Origin of the sequence: Marilutibacter chinensis, from assembly GCF_021725675.1 — a bacterium.
GTDB lineage: Bacteria > Pseudomonadota > Gammaproteobacteria > Xanthomonadales > Xanthomonadaceae > Marilutibacter > Marilutibacter chinensis.
On the sequence record NZ_JAKJPO010000012.1, the window covers coordinates 25184 to 43347 of the forward strand.

An 18164-nucleotide genomic window follows, 5' to 3' on the forward strand; every position below is an offset into this window, starting at 1 on the left:
GGTCCTTGTCAGGTCAGGGTCCGGATGAGCACGGCCAGAAGCACGATCAGGCCGATGATCATCGCGAAAGCGTAGTGATAGAGATAGCCGGATTGGACGCGTCGGGACAGCTGTGCCACCAGGTCCACGACCCGGGCGCTGCCGTTGACGATGACGCCATCGATGAGCTTGCTGTCGATCGCGCGCGAGATGCGGCCCAGCAGCACGCCGCCGCCGGCAAAGCCATCGATCCACAGGTTGTCGAAGCCGTACTTGTTCTCCAGCACCCGCACCGGCAAGGCCAGCGCACGACGCGCCTTCGCCGGCAGCTCGGGCTTGATCAGGTACATCAGCGTGGCCAGCGCGAAGCCGGAGAAGGCGAGCCAGAACGCGGGCGCCTGGAAGCCGTGCAGCGCGAACTTGAACGGACCGTGCCACATCTCCGTCCCGATCGCGGCGACGGTGTCGCGCGCCGTCTGCAGGTCGATCGCACCCAGGAAGAACGGCAGCTGTTCGTGGTGCCCGGCCCAGTCGGTGCCGAACAGCATCGGACCGGCGGTGAAGATGCCAATCAGGACCGACGGGATCGCCAGCAGGACCAGCGGAACGGTCACCACCCACGGCGACTCGTGCGGCTCGGCCGGGCCATGATGGCCGTGCTCATCATGGGCATGGTCGTCATGGCCGTGCGCGTCGCGGAAGCGCTCCTTGCCGTGGAAGGTCAGGTACAGCAGGCGGAAGCTGTAGAACGCGGTGACGAACGCGCCCAGCAGCACCGCCCAGTACGCGTACTGGGTGATCCAGCTCGCATGCTCGCCGGTAGCGGCATGGTGGGCCGCCTCGATGATCGTGTCCTTGGAATAGAAGCCGCTGAAGAATGGCGTACCGACCAGGGCCAGGGTGCCGAGCAGGCTGGTCCAGTAGGTGACCGGCATGTACCTGCGCAGGCCGCCCATGCGGCGCATGTCCTGCTCGTGGTGCATGCCGATGATCACCGAGCCGGCGGCCAGGAACAGCAGCGCCTTGAAGAAGGCATGCGTCATCAGGTGGAACACCGCGGCGCTGTAGGCCGACACGCCCAGGGCCACGGTCATGTAACCGAGCTGCGACAGGGTCGAGTACGCGACCACGCGCTTGATGTCGTTCTGCACGATGCCGATCAGGCCTGTGAAGAACGCCGTCGTCGCACCGACGAACAGCACCATGTTCAGCGCGGTCTCGCTCATCTCGAACAGCGGCGACATGCGCGCAACCATGAAGATGCCCGCGGTCACCATCGTCGCGGCGTGGATCAGTGCCGAGATCGGGGTCGGACCTTCCATCGAATCGGGCAGCCAGACGTGCAACGGCACCTGTGCCGACTTGCCCATCGCGCCGATGAACAGACAGATGCAGATCACCGTCGCGACCAGCCATTCGTGGCCGGCGATGATGCTGATCGTCGCGCCATCGAGTACGTTCGGCGCATTGGCGAACACCACGCCGTAGTCCAGCGATCCGAACATCAGCAGGATGCCGCCGATACCGAGCAGGAAACCGAAGTCGCCGACGCGGTTGACCAGGAACGCCTTCAGGTTCGCGAACACCGCCGTCGGCTTCTTGAACCAGAAGCCGATCAGCAGGTAGGAGACCAGGCCCACCGCCTCCCAGCCGAAGAACAGCTGCAGGAAGTTGTTGCTCATCACGAGCATCAACATCGAGAAGGTGAACAGCGAGATGTAGCTGAAGAAGCGCTGGTAACCCGGGTCTTCCTCCATGTAGCCGATCGTGTACACGTGCACGAGCAGCGAAACGAAGGTGACCACGACCATCATCATCGCGGTCAGCCTGTCGACCATGAAGCCGACGTGGGCCTCGTAGCCGCCGATCTGGAACCAGGTGTAGACGTTCTCGTTGAACGGCGCCGCGCCCTGCCCCACCAGTTGCCACAGCACGTGGCCGGACAGTGCGCAGCTGACCGCCACGCCGAGGATGGTGATCCAGTGGGCACCGGCGCGACCGACCTGACGACCGAACAGGCCGGCGACGATCGAACCCAGCAGCGGTGCGAGCACGATCGCCAGCAGCACCGACTTGGAAATGACGACATCCATACCCGGCATGGGATCAGCCCTTCATCGAATCGATTTCGGCGACGTTGATCGTGCGCCGGTTGCGGAACAGGGTGACCAGGATCGCGAGACCGATCGCGGCTTCGGCCGCGGCCACGGTCAGGATGAAGAACACGAACACCTGACCGGCCTGGTCGCCAAGCTGCCGCGAGAACGTGATGAAATTGATGTTCACCGCGAGCAGCATCAGCTCGATGCACATCAGCAGCACGATCACGTTCTTGCGGTTGAGGAAGATGCCGGCGACGCTGATGCAGAACAGTGCCGCGCCAAGGGTCAGGAAGTGTCCCGGGGTGAGGCCCGAGAACAGCCCCGTGCCGATCAGACCGGTTGCCAGCGCGCTCATGCCTTGCCCTCCTCTGCCGCGGACGCGTCGCCGCCGGCCGGCGGCGCCGGACGCACGGCGTCCATCCTGACCATGCGGACACGATCGGCCGCGCGTACCCGCGTCTGCTCACCGGGATTCTGGTGACGGACGCCCTCGCGGCGTCGCAGGGTCAGCATCACCGCGGCGATCACCGCCACGGTCAGGATCACCGCGGCGATCTCGAACGGCAGCAAGAACTCCGTGAACAGCGCACGCGCCAGCCATGCCGTGTTGGAAACACCCTCGGCCTCGGCGGCGTCGGCGGCGAGCGGAATGGTCGACTGCACCTTCGCGCCGATCAGTATCAGCATCTCGACCAGCATCACCACCGCGACCAGCAGTCCGACCGGCAGATAACGGACGAAGCCTTCGCGCAAGGGGGCGACGTCGATGTCGAGCATCATCACCACGAACAGGAACAGCACCATCACCGCACCGACGTAGACCAGGATCAGCGCCACGCCGAGGAACTCGGCGCCGGCGATGATCCAGACGCAGGCAACCGAGAAGAACGTCAGCACCAGCGACAGCGCCGCGTGCACCGGATTCCTCACGCTGATCACCGCGATGCCGGAAGCGACGGCCGCGGCTGCGAAGACGAAGAAGGCAATCGTTGCGAAATCCATGGGCATTTACCGGAAAGGCGCATCGGCCGCGCGGCGCTCGGCGATCTCGGCCTCGAGCCGGTCGCCGATCGCCAGCAGCTGCGGCTTGGTGACGATGTTCTGTCCGCGCTGGTCGAAGTGGTACTCGTGGATGTGGGTCTCGACGATCGAGTCCACCGGGCACGACTCCTCGCAGAAACCGCAGTAGATGCACTTGAACAGGTCGATGTCGTAGCGCGTGGTGCGGCGGGTGCCGTCCTCGCGCCTGTCCGAATCGATGGTGATCGCCAGCGCCGGGCAGACCGCCTCGCACAACTTGCAGGCGATGCAGCGCTCCTCTCCGTTCGGATAGCGGCGCAGCGCGTGGATACCGCGGAAGCGCGGCGACTGCGGCGTCTTCTCCATCGGATACATCAGCGTGTACTTCGGCCGCCACAGGTACTTGAAGGTCAGCCAGAGTCCCTGCGCCAGTTCGATGAGCAGCAGGCTCTTGAAGTAGGAAACGATCTTGTTCATGCCTCTGCCTTATTGCCCCGGCTCGAACACGCCGTAGTACGCCATCAACGCGACGACGCAGATCCAGGCGATCGTGATCGGAATGAAGACCTTCCAGCCCAGCCGCATGATCTGGTCGTAGCGGTAGCGCGGGAACGACGCGCGGAACCAGATGAAGCAGCTGGCGAAGAAGAAGACCTTGGCCAGCAGCCACCACCAGCCGTCAACCGACAGCAGCGGGATGCCCAGCCCCTGGAACGGGCTCAGCCAGCCGCCGACGAAGAAGATCGAGGCCAGGAAGCTGATCAGGATCATGTTCGCGTATTCGGCTAGGAAGAACAGCGCGAACGCCGACCCCGAGTACTCGACCATGTGGCCGGCGACGATCTCCGACTCGCCTTCGACGACGTCGAACGGCGCGCGGTTGGTCTCGGCGACGCCGGAGATGAAATAGATGACGAACAACGGCAGCAGCGGCAGCCAGAACCACTCGAACAGGCCCGCGTTGCCCGACTGCGCCATCACGATCTCGCTGAGGTTCAGGCTGCCGGCCGAGACCATCACGCCGACCATCGCGAAGCCCATCGCGATCTCGTAGGAGACCACCTGGGCGGCGGCGCGCATCGCGCCGAGGAACGCGTACTTCGAGTTCGACGCCCAGCCGGCGAGGATGATGCCGTACACCCCCATCGAGGTCATCGCCAGCAGGTACAGCAGGCCTGCATTGGCGTTCGACAGCACCAGCCTGGCATCGAACGGCACCACCGCCCACGCCGCGAATGCCGGCGCCAGCGCCAGCAGCGGCGCCAGCTTGTACAGGAACGGCTCCGCCCGGGTCGGCTGGATGACTTCCTTGAACAGCAGCTTGAACACGTCGGCGAAGGCCTGGAGGATGCCCTTGCCCACGTACATCGGTCCGTGGCGCACGTGCATCCAGCCGATCAGCTTGCGCTCCCAGACCACGTAGAACGCGACGGTGACGATCACCGGCATCGCGATCAGCAGGATCTTCAGCACGATCCACAGGATCGCGCCGAACGTGCCCAGCGACATGAACCAGTCGTGGATCGGGTCAACGAACGTCGCCAGCATCTCAGGCCCTCCCCGCGTTGACGCGGCCCTGGCCGAGCGGCGCGGTCGCAGCATGGCCGGTCTCGATCAGCACCGTGCCCTGGGCCACGCGTGCGTCGACCGCCACCGGCAGCGTCGCGGTACCCGCGGTCGCGGTGAACTTGCCCATCGCACCGTCCTGCAGTCCGAGCTCGGACGCGTCCTTCGGATTCAGCGCCGCCCTGGGACCGGAATTGAGTGGATGGCTCTGCAGCGCTCCGGCGCGTCGTACCACCGCGTCGACGCGGTAGATACCCGGCACCGCCACCACCTCCAGGCCCTCTGAGGCCAGATACGGCGCCAGGCCGGCGACCGGGGCGACTTCCCGGGCGGCAACGCCCGAGCGCAGCCCTGCCAGATCGGCAAAGTCGAAGCCCGCGGCCTGCAGCGCACCGCCAAGGGCGCGCAGCACGCGCCAGCCGGCGCGCGCCTCGCCCGGCAGCCTGCCGGCGGCCTGGGCCGGTTGCTCGCGCCCGTCGAGATTGGTCAGAGTGGCTTCGATTTCGGGCAGCGCGCCGATCGGCAGGATCACGTCGGCGACGGCGCGGGTCGAGGCGCAGGCGAACTGGCTGAACGCGACCACCTGTGCCGACGCCAGCGCCTTGTTGGCATTGCCGGCCGAGGCGAAGTCCAGGCCCGGCTCGATGCCATAGATCACGTAGGCCGCCCGCGGCTCGGCCAGCATCGTCCGGGCGTCGCGCGAGACCGGCAGCACGCCGACATCGGCCAGGCCGATCGCGTTGGCGCCCTGAGGTATCCGGCACAGCTTCGCCCCGGTCGCATCGCACAGCTCACGCGCCGCGCGGCGGATGGCCGCTGCATGCAGGCTGTTCTCGGCGATGCCGCCGACGATCACCGCGGCGTGGCGGGCGCCGGCCAGCGCGCCGGCCAGCTCGCCGTTCGCGATCGCCGCCTCCATCGCCGATGGTGCGACGATCTGGCGCCCCACGATGTCGAACGCGAAGTCGAAGTCGACTGGATTGACGACGTGCACCTTCGCGTCGTTGTTGCGCCATGCCTTGCGCACGCGCTGGTGCAGCAGCGGAAGCTCATGACGCAGGTTGGAGCCGACGATGACGACGACATCGGCCTCGTCGAAATCCGCAACCGGCATCTCGAAGGTCCGGGCGATCGCCGCATCGGTCAGGTCGTTCTGCGAGATGCGATGATCGAGATTTCCGGTGCCCAGGGCGGCGGCCAGTCGCGCCAGCAGCGCCCCCTCCTCGTTCGAGGTCGCCGGATGCACCAGGATGCCCAGGTTGTCGGCGGCGTTCTCGCGCAGGATCGTGGCGGCGCGCGCCAGCGCCTCGTCCCACGACGCCTCGCGCCACTCGCCGCTGTCGTCCTTGAGCATCGGGACCGTGGCGCGGTCCGCGGCATACAGCCCCTGGTGCGAATAGCGGTCACGGTCGGACAGCCAGCATTCGTTGACATCGTCGTTGTCGCGGGGAACCGCACGCAACACGTCGCCGCGGCGCACGTGCAGGTAGAGATTGCTGCCCAGCGCATCGTGGTAGCCCAGCGACTCGCGCGCGGTCAGCTCCCACGGACGGGCCTTGAACTGGAACACCTTGTTGGTCAGCGCGCCGACCGGACAGACATCGATGACGTTGCCCGACAACTCCGTGGTCAGCGGCTTGCCGTCGTAGGTGCCGATCTGCAGGTTCTCGCCGCGATACATGCCGCCGAGCTCGTAGGTGCCGGCGATCTCCGAGGTGAAGCGCACGCAGCGCGTGCACTGGATGCAGCGCGTCATCTCGGTCGCGACCAGCGGGCCGATGTCCTCGTCCGGCACCACGCGCTTGCGCTCGGCGAAGCGGCTGACCGAGCGGCCGTAGCCGAGCGAGAGGTCCTGCAGCTCGCACTCGCCGCCCTGGTCGCAGACCGGACAGTCGAGCGGATGGTTGATAAGCAGGAACTCCATCACGTTGCGCTGCGACTTCAGCGCCTTCTCGCTGCGGGTGAACACCTTCATGCCATCGGCGACCGGGGTCGCGCATGCCGGCAACGGCTTCGGAGACGGACGTCCGCCCATTTCCGCGTCGACCAGGCACATGCGGCAGTTCGCCGCGATCGACAGCTTGTCGTGATAGCAGAAACGCGGGATCGGGATGCCGGCCCTGTCGGCGGCCTGGATGATCATCGAGCCCTTCGGCGCGTACATCTCGACGCCATCGATCTCGATGGTGACGTGATCCGGCGGCACGTTCGGATTGGCGGGTTGGGCGCTCATGCCGCGGCCTCCTTCGGCGCCACCGTGCCGGCGAGCTGGTCGTCGACCAGGAAACGCCTGTTCACGATCGCGTACTCGAACTCGTCCCAGAAATGACGCAGGAAGCCCTGCACCGGCCACGCGGCGGCTTCGCCGAACGCGCAGATGGTGTGGCCTTCGATCTGACCTGCGGCCGCGCGCAGCATCCGCAGGTCTTCCAGGGTCGCCTGCTTCTCGACGATCCGGGTCAGCATGCGGTACATCCAGCCGGTGCCTTCGCGGCACGGCGTGCACTGGCCACAGCTTTCCTTGAAGTAGAAGCGCGCGATGCGCTGGCACGCACGCACCATGCAGGCGGTGTCGTCCATCACGATGACCGCGCCCGAACCGAGGCCGGAACCGGCCTTCTGGATCGAATCGTAATCCATCGTCAGGCCCATCATCGTCTCTCCCGGCAGCACCGGCATCGACGAACCACCCGGGATCACCGCCTTGATCGTGCGGCCAGGACGCATGCCGCCGGCCAGCTCGAGCAGATCGGCGAACGGGGTACCGAGGCGGATCTCGTAGTTGCCGGGGCGGGCAACGTGGCCGGACACCGAGAACACCTTGGCGCCGCCGTTGTTCGGCTTGCCCAGGTTGAGGAACCACTCCGGACCGTTGCGGACGATCGCCGGTACCGAGGCGTAGGTCTCGGTGTTGTTGATCGTGGTCGGCTTGCCGAACAGGCCGAAGTTCGCGGGAAACGGCGGCTTGAAGCGCGGCTGGCCCTTCTTGCCCTCCAGCGACTCCATCAGCGCGGTTTCCTCGCCGCAGATGTAGGCGCCGGCGCCGAGCGCACCGTAAATGTCGATGTCGACGCCGCTGCCCAGCACGTTCCTGCCCAGCCAGCCGTGCTCGTAGGCTTCCTTCAGCGCCTGCTCGAAGTGCTCGAACGGCTCGTGGTGGAACTCGCCGCGCAGGTAGTTGTAGGCGACGGTCGAACCGGTCGCGTAGCAGGCGATCGCCATGCCCTCGACCACCGAATGCGGGTTGTAGCGCAGGATGTCGCGATCCTTGGCTGTGCCCGGCTCGGACTCGTCCGAGTTGCACAGGATGTACTTCTGGGTCTCGCTGCCCTTGGGCATGAAGCTCCACTTCAGGCCGGTCGGGAAGCCCGCGCCGCCGCGGCCGCGCAGGCCGGACTGCTTGACCATCTCGATTACGTCCGCCGGCGGGATCTTCTCGGTCAGGATCTTGCGCAGCGCCGCGTAACCGCCCGTCTTCAGGTAGTTCTCGTACGACCAGGGCGTGTCGTAGTGCAGCGTCGTGTAGACGACACTGTGCTCCTGCGGGGCCGGCCCGACCGGGCCGTAGCCCTTGCTGTAATCGTGATGCGCCATCTATCGCCTCACTCCAAACCGTCCAGCAGCTCGTCGACCTTCGCGGCGTCGAGCTTCTCGTGGTAATGGCCGTTGATCACGACGACCGGCGCGCCGCAACACGCGGCCAGGCATTCCTCCTCGCGCTTGAGGAAGACGCGGCCGTCCGCGGTCGACTCGCCCAACCTGCAGCCCAGCTTCTTCTCGGCGTGCCGGACCAGATCTTCGGCGCCGTTGAGCCAGCAACTGATGTTGGTGCAGAAGGCGACGTTGTTGCGGCCGACCTTCTCGGTCTCGAACATCGAATAGAACGACGCGACCTCGTACGCCCACACCGGCGGGATCTCGAGGTACTTCGCAACGGCGGCGATCAGCTCGTCGCTCAGCCAGCCTTCGTTCTGCTCCTGCGCCGCATGCAGTCCCTGCAGCACGGCCGAGCGCTTGCGGTCCGGCGGGAACTTGGCCAGCCAGTGGTCGATATGGGCCCGGGTCCTGTCGGACAACGCGACCATCGGGTCGACGTTGCGGCAAGCCTCGAAATTTCCGGTCGCTTTCATGGCAGCTGGGATTCGGAAGTGGGGATTGGGGACTCGCAGGAGCGGAATGCGGACGCCGATACGCCCCGCATGGCGGGAATCGGTCGTACCGAGCGGATCCCGGACCTCGAGTCCCGGCAACTCATCGGTCGATCTCGCCGAACACGATGTCGTAGGTGCCGATCATCGCCACCACGTCGGCCAGCATGTGGCCCTTGACGATCTCGTCCATCGACGACAGGTGGGCGAAGCCGGGGGCGCGCAGCTTCACGCGGAACGGCTTGTTGGCACCATCCGATACCAGATAGCAGCCGAACTCGCCCTTCGGCGCCTCGACCGCCGCATAGGTCTCCCCGGCGGGCACGCAGTAGCCTTCCGAGAACAGCTTGAAGTGGTGGATCAGCGCTTCCATGTCGTCCTTCATCTCCTCGCGCTTCGGCGGGGCGACCTTGAAGTTGTCGACGATCACGGGACCCGGGTTGGCCTTCAGCCACTTCACGCATTGCTTGACGATGCGGGTGGATTCGCGCATCTCGGCGACACGCACCAGGTAGCGGTCGTAGCAGTCGCCGTTGACGCCCACCGGGATGTCGAAGTCGACCTCGGCGTACTTGGCGTACGGCTGCTTCTTGCGCAGGTCCCAGGCGATTCCCGAACCCCGGATCATCGGACCGGTCATGCCCCAGGCCAGCGCCTGCTCGGGCGAGACCACGCCGACGCCGACGGTGCGCTGCTTCCAGATGCGATTGTCCGTCAGCAGCGTCTCGTACTCGTCGACGCGCTTCGGGAAGTCGTCGGCGAATGCATCGAGATAGTCGAGCAGCGAACCCTCGCGCCACTCGTTGAAGCGGTCGAGCTTGCCGCCCTTGCGCCACGGCGACTCCTTGTAGCGCGGCATCCGGTCCGGAAGGTCGCGATAGACGCCGCCGGGACGGTAGTAGGTCGCGTGCATGCGCGCGCCGGAAACCGCCTCGTAGCAGTCCATCAGCTCCTCGCGCTCGCGGAACGCGTACAGGAACACCGCCATCGCGCCCAGATCGAGCGCGTTCGACCCGACCCACATCAGATGGTTCAGGATGCGGGTGATCTCGTCGAACATCGTACGGATGTACTGGGCACGCTCCGGCGCCTCGATCCCGAGCAGGGTCTCGATCGCGCGCACGTAGGCGTGCTCGTTGCACATCATCGATACGTAGTCGAGGCGGTCCATGTAGCCGATCGACTGGTTGAACGGCTTGGATTCGGCCAGCTTTTCGGTGCCGCGGTGAAGCAGCCCGATGTGGGGATCGGCGCGCTGCACGACCTCGCCGTCCATTTCCAGGATCAGGCGCAGCACCCCGTGCGCGGCCGGATGCTGTGGACCGAAGTTCAGCGTGTAGTTGCGGATCTCGGCACCGCGGCCTAGGCCGGAAGTGCTGCTCGGCTGGGACGCTGCCACCCGGGAAGGCGAAACGGAGTTCACTTCTGCACCTCGGCGCGCTGTGCGGCCTCGCCCCGCGCGGTCTGATAGCGCGCGTCGTCACGGATCACGCGCGGCACGGCGACACGCGGATCGATCGAGACCGGCTCGTACACCACGCGCTTGCGCTCGGCGTCGTAGCGGACCTCGACATTGCCGATCAACGGGAAATCCTTGCGGAACGGATGGCCGACGAAGCCATAGTCGGTCAGGATCCGGCGCAGGTCCGGATGGCCCTCGAAGACGATCCCGTACAGGTCGAAGGCCTCGCGCTCGAACCAGTTAGCACCCGGCCAGACCGGAGTCAGCGAAGCGACCACCGGCAGATCGTCGCTCTCGGCGAAGGTGCGCAGGCGCACGCGCAGGTTGTGCTGCACCGACAGCAGATGGGCGACCGCGGCGAAGCGGCGCTCCGGCGCGGCGGCGGCGCCATTGGGCTGCTCGCCCCAGGCGAAGCGGCCGGCGCTCTTGCCTTCGACGCCACGCGAAAAGCCCTCGGAGGACACGTCGGTGTCCCACTCGTCGCTGCCGTAGCTCAGGTAGTCGACGCCGCTGACATCGACCAGTTGCTCGAAACCGAACTCGTCGCGCAGCGCGACCGCGGTGGCGAACCAGGCATCGGCCCCGACATCGAGAGTGACCTCGCCGCGCGGCTCGGCGATGTCGACGATCGCATCGGCGAAGCGTGCGCGCAGGCGCCCGGCGAGCTCGTGCGTCGCGTTCATGCCGTCGCGCCCTCGCGACCGGCGCCGACGAGCGGGTTCTGCCCGCTGCGGCGGATCTTCTTCTGCAACTGCAGGATGCCGTAGACCAGCGCCTCGGCGGTCGGCGGACAGCCCGGCACGTAGATGTCGACCGGCACGATGCGATCGCAGCCACGCACCACCGAATAGGAGTAATGGTAGTAGCCGCCACCGTTGGCGCAGCTGCCCATCGAGATCACCCACTTCGGGTCGGGCATCTGGTCATAGACCTTGCGCAGCGCCGGGGCCATCTTGTTGACCAGGGTGCCGGCGACGATCATCACGTCGGACTGGCGCGGCGACGGGCGGAACACGACGCCGTAACGGTCCAGGTCCAGGCGTGCGGCACCGGCGTGCATCATCTCGACCGCGCAGCAGGCCAGACCGAAGGTCATCGGCCACATCGAGCCGGTACGGGCCCAGTTCCACAATGCATCGAGACTGGTGGTGACGTAGCCCTGCTGCATCACCGGGTTGTCGGCCTCCGGGCGCAGGATGTCGTCCAGTCGCCCCTCGGGCAGCGGGTTGTTCATCACTCCCGCGATGGTCGAGGAAAAACTCACCGGTTCTCTCCCCCGGCCGCTGGATGTGCCGCGCCAGCCGGCCCTGCGTTCAGGATCATTCCCATTCCAGGGCTCCCTTCTTCCACACGTAGACGAAGCCGAGCAGCAGCATGCCGGCGAACAGGCCCATCTCGATCAGACCGACGACCCCCAGCTCACGGAAAACCGTGGCCCAGGGCACGATGAAGATGATTTCCAGGTCGAAGATGATGAACTGGATGGCGATGAGGTAGTAGCGCACATCGAACTGCATGCGCGCGTCCTCGAACGCCTCGAAGCCGCACTCGTAGGGAGAGAGCTTCTCCGCGCTCGGACGCTTGGGCCCGAGGACATTGCCTACGATCAGCAGGGCGACGCCAATACCGCTGGCGACGATCAGGAACAGCAGGGTCGGCAGGTATTCGGCCAGCACGTGTGTTCTCTCGGCTATGGCCGCGCAAGCGCGGCTTGGCTCGGCGCCTCAGCGCCACCGGGCCCTCCCCGGCCGCGTCGGGCGCGACCTGCGGGAGAACTCGAAATGTATGGTGCCCAAGGGGGGACTCGAACCCCCACGACTCTCGTCGCTACCACCTCAAGGTAGTGCGTCTACCAATTCCGCCACCTGGGCAAGTTCGTCGTCCTGACGTTGACAACCGTGCATGCCGACCGATTGCCGTTGCGATTATGACCGATCGCCGCCCCGCCTTCCCGGCCGGACGTCAAACTCGTGTTGCAGCGTACCCTCAGTTGCCTTCGGCCGGGGCCTCGGGCACCTCCGGCTGCGGAGCCGGAGCGGCTTCGGCTGGCGCGGACGCCTCCGCAGCGGGGGGCGCGGCCTCCGGAACCGCCGCACTCGACGGGGCCTCCGGAATGGCCGGAGCGGACGCCGCCGGCGCACCGGCATCGGCCGGCGATGCGGCCGGAACTTCCGTCATCAGCCCCAGATCGCCATCGGGGGCATCGACCACCCGCGCACCATGCGTGGCCTGCCACGCCATGAAGAAAGTGATCAGGAAGAAGACCACGGCCAGCCACTTGGTGGCCTTGGTCAGGAAGCTGGCCGAGCCGCGCGCACCGAACACCGTCGCCGAGGCGCCACCGCCGAAGCCGGAGCCGGCCTGGGCGCCCGCACCGCGCTGCATCAGGATGAGCACGATCATCGCGATCGCGACCAACACGAAGATGACATTGAGGATCAGCAGCATCGGTTCAAAAGCTCTTCATTCGTTCATGAGGGTCCGGGCAGGCCCGATCACCCCCGAGGCGCCGCCGCGGCAGCGATGGCGTTGAAGTCGTCGGCCACCAGCGAGGCGCCTCCGACCAGGCCGCCGTCCACATCCGGCCGGGTAAACAGCTCGGCGGCGTTGTCGGCCTTCACGCTGCCCCCGTAAAGGATCGGCAGCGAGCCCGCAATTCTAGCATCGTGTCCGGCGATTTCGCTACGGATGAATGCGTGGACCTCCTGAGCCTGCTCCGGGGTGGCGGTCTTGCCGGTGCCGATCGCCCAGACCGGCTCGTAGGCCACCACCGCACCGTCGAAAACCTGCGCGCCGCCCAGTTCGAACAGCGGCGCCAGCTGCTCCTGGATGCGCCACCGGGTCTGGTCGCGTTCACGTTCGTCCAGGCTCTCGCCTACGCACAGCACCGGCACCAGCCCGGCGGCCTTGGCGGCGAGGAACTTGCGCGCCACCAGGGCACTGCTCTCGCCGTGATACTGGCGCCGCTCGGAATGGCCGACCAGACCATAGCGCGCACCGACGTCTACCAGCATCGCGGCCGAGACCTCGCCGGTGTAGGCGCCCTTCTCGTTCGAACTCACGTCCTGGGCGCCGAACGCCAGGCCCTTGTCGCCATAGGCCTGGACCAGAGCCTGCAGGTACGGCATCGGCGGGAGGATGACGCGCTCCACGCCTTCCGGCGCCGCCACCGCCGCCACCGCATCGAGCAACGCCGACGCGAACCGGCGATCTCCGTGCAGCTTCCAGTTTCCGGCAACGATTCTGCGACGCATGCGGGCTTCCCTGGTTTGAGGCGCGTGGTTCGAGGCGCGGCATTCTAACGCAGGGGCGCGAAATTGCACGGCCAGGGCCCGTTGTCCATTCGCCGGCGGGCCGCCGTACCACGCGCGATCACGAGGAATCCGGGTGCGCATGCGATGCACGGCCGGGCGATGAAACAGCGACGCGGCCGCACAGGCCCTAGACTGCACCCATGAATGCAAGCGCACGCCCATCGCCGGTTGCCTCACCACGGCTGGCAGGTCTCGCGCCCGTCGTCGGCGACGCCCCTCGCGCACTGGTGCTCGGCAGCATGCCAGGAGCGGCGTCGCTGGACGCAGGACAGTACTACGCGCACCCGCGCAATTCCTTCTGGCCGTTCATGGGCACGCTGGTGGGCGCCTCCCCCGGGCTGACTTATCCGGAACGAACAGCCCGGCTCGCGGCTGCGGGTATCGCCGTATGGGACGTGATCGCGAGTTGCCGGCGCCGTGGCAGCCTGGACAGCGCGATCCGCGACATCCAGCCGAACGACTTTCCAGCCTTCCTCGCCGAACATGCGACGATCGGCAGCGTGCTGTTCAACGGCGCGATGGCCGAGGCGACCTTCATGCGGCTGGTCGAACCGGCCCTTTCGGAGCATGGACTGTCGGACCGCCTGCGCTACCGGCGGCTGCCCTCCACCAGCCCGGCCAATGCCGCGCAACCGCGAACGGTGAAGCTGGAGGCGTGGCGGGCCGCGCTGGCGGAATCGGGGGTCGCCTGCGTCGGCTAGACAGTCCGCACAAGGAAGGTTCCCGCCCGCCCCCACCCGGCCCGGCACAGGATTGGCGTGAGCCGTATATGGAGGCCCTGGAGCGGATCAGGTCGCGGCTCCCGCCGATCCTACTTGAGCTTGATCTCGCGCAGCCTCTCGTCCAGGTAGCCCTGGGCGGTGATCGCCTCCGGATAGCGGTTCGGATTGTCGGGCGTGATGCACCCCGGCAGCACGTCGATCAGGAAATCCGGGTTCGGGTGCAGGAAGAACGGCGTCGAATAGCGCGGCTGGCGCGCCTTCTCGCCCTTCGGATTGACCACGCGGTGGGTGGTCGACGGATACACGTGGTTGGTCAGGCGCTGCAGCATGTCGCCGATGTTGACCACGATGGTGTCGGCATCTGCGGTGAACGGCACCCACTCGCCCCTGCGCGACAGCACTTCCAGCCCTTCGGCGCTGGCGCCGACCAGCAGGGTGATCAGGTTGATGTCCTCGTGCGCGCCAGCCCGTACGTTCGGGATGTCGTCCGCGGTGATCGGCGGATAGTGGATCGGACGCAGGATCGAGTTGCCGCTGTCGGTCTTGTCGGCGAACCAGTTCTCCGGCAGACCGATGTGCAGCGCCAGCGCCGCCAGCACCGAACTGCCGAGCGCGTCCAGCGCCTGGTACAAGCCGTACGCATGCTCGCGGAAGCCTTCGATCTCGGTGGGCCACAGGTTCGGCGGCATCACGTCGCGGTACCTGGAGTCCTCCGCGATCTCGCGGCCGACGTGCCAGAACTCCTTGAGGTCGTGGTGCTTGGAGTCCTTGGCGGTTTCCACTCCGAACGGAGTGTAGCCGCGCGCGCCGCCGGAGCCCGGCACGTGATAGCGCATCTTCACCTCCTCGGGCAGCGCGAAGAAGCGCTCGAACACCTCGTAGGCGGCGCGGATCCGGTCGTCGCCGATGCCGTGGCCACGGATGCCGGCAAAGCCCCACTCGCGATAGGCGGCGCCCAGCTCGGCGACGAAGGCGTCACGATCGGCAGAGGACGCCGGATGGGTGAAGCGGCGGATGTCGAGGGTCGGAATCTGCGGACTCATTGGATCGGATCACTCCATGTGAAGGGTGCCGTCAGGCAGCGGCCCGACGGACCGCTTCGGAAAGGGCGTCGAGGGTGGATTGCATCAGTTCCGGCGACTCGGCTTCGACCGTCACCCGCACCACCGGCTCGGTGCCCGAGGGCCGCAGGAACGCACGCCCGCGTCCGGCCACCGCGGCCTGCGCTTCGGCCAGCGCGGCCTTGACGGCGGCGGCCTCGGCGGGCTGCCCCTTGCCGGCTTCGTAGCGGACGTTGACGGTCTTCTGTGGGACCTTGGCCAGATCGCCCAGTGCCTCGCCGAGCTTCAGCCCCCGACGCCTGAGCACTTCCAGCGCCTGAAGTGCGCTGACGATGCCATCGCCGGTACTGGTCCGGTCCAGGCACAGCAGGTGACCGGAGGTCTCGCCGCCGAGGATGCCGCCGTGGGCGACCAGTTGCTGATGCACGTAGCGGTCGCCGACCCTGGCGCGGATGAAGCCGATCCCGCGCTGTTCGAAGGCCCGTTCGAGGCCGAAATTGGTCATCAATGTACCGACCACCGGTCCCTGCAAGCGGCCGTTCTGCCGCCAGTCGGTGGCCAGCAGGAACAGCAGGTCGTCGCCGTCTCGTACCTGGCCGGCCTCGTCGACCAGCAGCACGCGATCGCCGTCGCCATCGAAGGCGATGCCCAGGTCGGCCCCACGTGCCATCACCTCGGCGGCCAGCGCCTCGGGATGGGTGGAACCGACGCCGTCGTTGATGTTGGTGCCGTTGGGGTCGACGCCGATCGCGTCGACGCGTGCGCCAAGCTCACGCAACACCAGTGGGCCGATCTGGTAGGTCGCGCCGTGCGCGCAGTCCATCACGATGCGCATGCCCTTGAGGTCGAAGCCGCGCGGCACGGAGTTCTTGCAGGCCTCCACGTAACGGCCGATCGCATCGCGGGTACGCACCGCCTTGCCCAGCGCCTCGGAGTCGACGGTGCGGAATGGCTGCTCGAGCGCCGCCTCGATCGCCAGCTCGGTGGCGTCGTCGAGCTTCTCGCCCTCGGCGGAGAAGAACTTGATGCCGTTGTCGTGATGCGGATTGTGCGAGGCGGAGATGACGATGCCGCCATCGGCACGCAGCGAACGGGTCAGATGCGCGACCGCAGGCGTCGGCATCGGCCCCATCAGCTGCACGTCGACCCCGGCGGCGACCAGACCGGCCTCGAGCGCGGCCTCGAACATGTAGTTGGAGATGCGGGTGTCCTTGCCGATCACCACCAGTGGCTTATGGTTTCTACTGTTCTCGATCAACGCGTGACCATAGGCATTGCCCAGGCGCAGCACGAAGTCGGCGGAAATCGGGCCCTGGCCGACGCGGCCGCGGATGCCATCGGTGCCGAAATACTTGCGGGTCATTGGATATCCATCAGTCCGGAACGGGCGCCTGCGGAAGGCAGGCGGAATCGCACGAGCCCAGGGCCGGGCTCAGGCGGCCTCGACATCGTCCTCCGGCGCCGCTTGCTTCATCAACAGGGCCAGCAGCCGGGCGAGGCGGTCACGCAGCTCGCGACGGTCGCAGATCTGGTCGAGCGCGCCGTGATCGAGCAGGAACTCGGAACGCTGGAAGCCCTCCGGCAGGGTCTCGCGCACGGTCTGCTCGATCACGCGCGGACCGGCGAAGCCGATCAGGGCCTGTGGCTCGGCGATGTTGATGTCGCCCAGCATCGCGAACGACGCCGACACGCCGCCGAATGTCGGATGCGTCAGCACCGAAATGAACGGCAGTCCCTTCGCCCGCAGGCGCGCCAGCGCCGCCGAGGTCTTGGCCATCTGCATCAGCGAGAACAGGCTTTCCTGCATCCGCGCGCCACCAGTGGCGGAGAAACAGACGAACGGACATCCCCGCTCCAGCGCGGCTTCGGCCGCCAGTGCGAAGCGCTCGCCGACCACCGAACCCATCGAGCCACCCATGAACGCGAAGTCCATCGCGCAGGCGACCAGCGGGCGCGACTTCAGCGTGCCTGACATCGCGACCATCGCATCGCGTTCGCCGGTCGAACGCTGGGCGGACTTGATCCGGTCGGAATACTTCTTCTGGTCCTTGAACTTGAGCACGTCGGTCGGGCCGAGTTGGGCGGCGATCTCGGTCGTGCTGTCGGCGTCGAAGAGAGCGGTCAGCCGGACCCGGGCCCGGATCGGCATGTGGTGGCTGCACTTGGGGCAGACCTCCAGGTTCTCTTCCAGCTCCGGCCGGTACAGCACCGCTCCGCACTGGTCGCACTTCTCCCAGAGTCCCTCCGGCACGCTGCGCCGCTTGGCGTTGCCCGATTCGGTGCGAATGCCGGACGGCATGAGTTTCTTGAGCCAGGACATGCGTTGCTACTTCCCGTTCAGCCAGGTTGGAAGCCGGACGGTTCCGGCCGAGCGGGTCAGTTTACTGTAGGAGGGGCGCAAGCCGCGATTCCCGGGACGAGCCCGGGAATCGCCGAAGTTTGCGGCGCAAACCTTGGGCCCGCCGCGCACTGCCACATCCCATTCGCGCCTGCGGCGCTACATGCTTTCCTTCAATTCGCGCCTGGGGCGCGAATCGCCCCCTGACTCAGGGGGACGTTCACCAAGCTCCGCTTGGTAAACCCCAAAACCTGCTGCGCAGGTTTCGGGCCCCGTCAATGCGCTCCCACACCCCCATTCGCGCCTGGGGCGCGAATCGCCCCCTGACTCAGGGGGGACGTTCACCAAGCTCCGCTTGGTAAACCCCAAAACCTGCTGCGCAGGTTTCGGGCCCCGTCAATGCGCTCCCACACCCCCATCCGCGCCTGCGGCGCGAATCGCCCCCTGACTCA

18 protein-coding genes and 1 tRNA gene are annotated in these 18164 nt (G+C 66.8%); 1 reads left to right on the forward strand and 18 read right to left on the reverse strand.

The annotated features are described in order from the left end of the window. Positions 1-8 precede the first annotated feature (8 nt). From nuoL to tpiA, 15 genes are all read right to left on the reverse strand, one after another. A complete protein-coding gene (nuoL, locus tag L3V18_RS15350) occupies positions 9-2072 on the reverse strand; it encodes an NADH-quinone oxidoreductase subunit L (RefSeq protein ID WP_237056116.1) in 2064 nt (687 codons plus the stop codon). A 13-nt stretch (positions 2073-2085) separates the two neighbouring features. After that, positions 2086-2436 (reverse strand): NADH-quinone oxidoreductase subunit NuoK, encoded by a 351-nt coding sequence (gene nuoK / locus L3V18_RS15355; RefSeq protein WP_237056036.1) that lies wholly within the window; start codon positions 2434-2436, stop codon positions 2086-2088. Further along, positions 2433-3083, reverse strand: coding sequence for an NADH-quinone oxidoreductase subunit J (locus tag L3V18_RS15360; protein ID WP_237056037.1), 651 nt, complete (start codon positions 3081-3083; stop codon positions 2433-2435). Before L3V18_RS15360 ends, nuoK begins: the two co-directional genes overlap by 4 nt. 6 nt (positions 3084-3089) lie before the next feature. Beyond that, positions 3090-3578 (reverse strand): NADH-quinone oxidoreductase subunit NuoI, encoded by a 489-nt coding sequence (nuoI, locus tag L3V18_RS15365; protein WP_237056038.1) that lies wholly within the window; start codon positions 3576-3578, stop codon positions 3090-3092. Between the two features lie 9 nt (positions 3579-3587). Beyond that, positions 3588-4649 carry an NADH-quinone oxidoreductase subunit NuoH gene (nuoH, locus tag L3V18_RS15370; protein ID WP_237056039.1) on the reverse strand — a complete coding sequence of 354 codons (1062 nt, stop codon included), beginning with the start codon at positions 4647-4649 and terminating at the stop codon, positions 3588-3590. 1 nt (position 4650) lies between these two features. Then, entirely contained in the window at positions 4651-6900 is a 2250-nt protein-coding gene (gene nuoG / locus L3V18_RS15375; RefSeq protein WP_237056040.1) for an NADH-quinone oxidoreductase subunit NuoG, read from the reverse strand. After that, entirely contained in the window at positions 6897-8261 is a 1365-nt protein-coding gene (gene nuoF, locus L3V18_RS15380; protein WP_237056042.1) for an NADH-quinone oxidoreductase subunit NuoF, read from the reverse strand. Before nuoF ends, nuoG begins: the two co-directional genes overlap by 4 nt. An 8-nt stretch (positions 8262-8269) precedes the next feature. Beyond that, positions 8270-8797 carry an NADH-quinone oxidoreductase subunit NuoE gene (gene nuoE / locus L3V18_RS15385; RefSeq protein WP_237056044.1) on the reverse strand — a complete coding sequence of 176 codons (528 nt, stop codon included), beginning with the start codon at positions 8795-8797 and terminating at the stop codon, positions 8270-8272. 121 nt (positions 8798-8918) lie between these two features. Beyond that, positions 8919-10214: an NADH-quinone oxidoreductase subunit D gene (locus tag L3V18_RS15390; protein WP_237056118.1), complete on the reverse strand. Its 1296-nt coding sequence runs from the start codon at positions 10212-10214 to the stop codon at positions 8919-8921. 20 nt (positions 10215-10234) lie between these two features. After that, positions 10235-10960, reverse strand: coding sequence for an NADH-quinone oxidoreductase subunit C (locus L3V18_RS15395; RefSeq protein WP_237056046.1), 726 nt, complete (start codon positions 10958-10960; stop codon positions 10235-10237). Next, complete coding sequence (locus L3V18_RS15400) at positions 10957-11511, reverse strand: NuoB/complex I 20 kDa subunit family protein (RefSeq protein ID WP_237056120.1); 555 nt, start codon at positions 11509-11511, stop codon at positions 10957-10959. The genes L3V18_RS15395 and L3V18_RS15400 overlap by 4 nt, the downstream gene beginning before the upstream one ends. An 85-nt stretch (positions 11512-11596) precedes the next feature. Continuing rightward, entirely contained in the window at positions 11597-11953 is a 357-nt protein-coding gene (locus L3V18_RS15405) for an NADH-quinone oxidoreductase subunit A (protein WP_237056048.1), read from the reverse strand. Positions 11954-12063: 110 nt separating this feature from the next. Beyond that, positions 12064-12148: transfer RNA gene (locus L3V18_RS15410), tRNA-Leu, on the reverse strand. A 115-nt stretch (positions 12149-12263) separates the two neighbouring features. After that, positions 12264-12725 carry a preprotein translocase subunit SecG gene (secG, locus tag L3V18_RS15415; protein WP_237056050.1) on the reverse strand — a complete coding sequence of 154 codons (462 nt, stop codon included), beginning with the start codon at positions 12723-12725 and terminating at the stop codon, positions 12264-12266. 47 nt (positions 12726-12772) lie between these two features. Then, positions 12773-13531 (reverse strand): triose-phosphate isomerase, encoded by a 759-nt coding sequence (gene tpiA / locus L3V18_RS15420; RefSeq protein ID WP_237056053.1) that lies wholly within the window; start codon positions 13529-13531, stop codon positions 12773-12775. A 200-nt stretch (positions 13532-13731) separates the two neighbouring features. Between tpiA and L3V18_RS15425 the strand changes: the two genes are divergently transcribed. Continuing rightward, entirely contained in the window at positions 13732-14292 is a 561-nt protein-coding gene (locus L3V18_RS15425) for a DNA-deoxyinosine glycosylase (protein WP_237056054.1), read from the forward strand. Between the two features lie 110 nt (positions 14293-14402). Here L3V18_RS15425 and L3V18_RS15430 read toward each other — a convergent pair whose 3' ends face one another. From L3V18_RS15430 to accD, 3 genes are all read right to left on the reverse strand, one after another. Next, positions 14403-15356 carry an isopenicillin N synthase family dioxygenase gene (locus L3V18_RS15430; protein WP_237056056.1) on the reverse strand — a complete coding sequence of 318 codons (954 nt, stop codon included), beginning with the start codon at positions 15354-15356 and terminating at the stop codon, positions 14403-14405. A 31-nt stretch (positions 15357-15387) separates the two neighbouring features. Continuing rightward, on the reverse strand, positions 15388-16737 hold the full coding sequence (glmM, locus tag L3V18_RS15435; RefSeq protein WP_237056057.1) for a phosphoglucosamine mutase: 1350 nt from the start codon (positions 16735-16737) through the stop codon (positions 15388-15390). A 69-nt stretch (positions 16738-16806) separates the two neighbouring features. Continuing rightward, complete coding sequence (gene accD / locus L3V18_RS15440; protein ID WP_237056058.1) at positions 16807-17694, reverse strand: acetyl-CoA carboxylase, carboxyltransferase subunit beta; 888 nt, start codon at positions 17692-17694, stop codon at positions 16807-16809. Positions 17695-18164 lie beyond the last annotated feature (470 nt).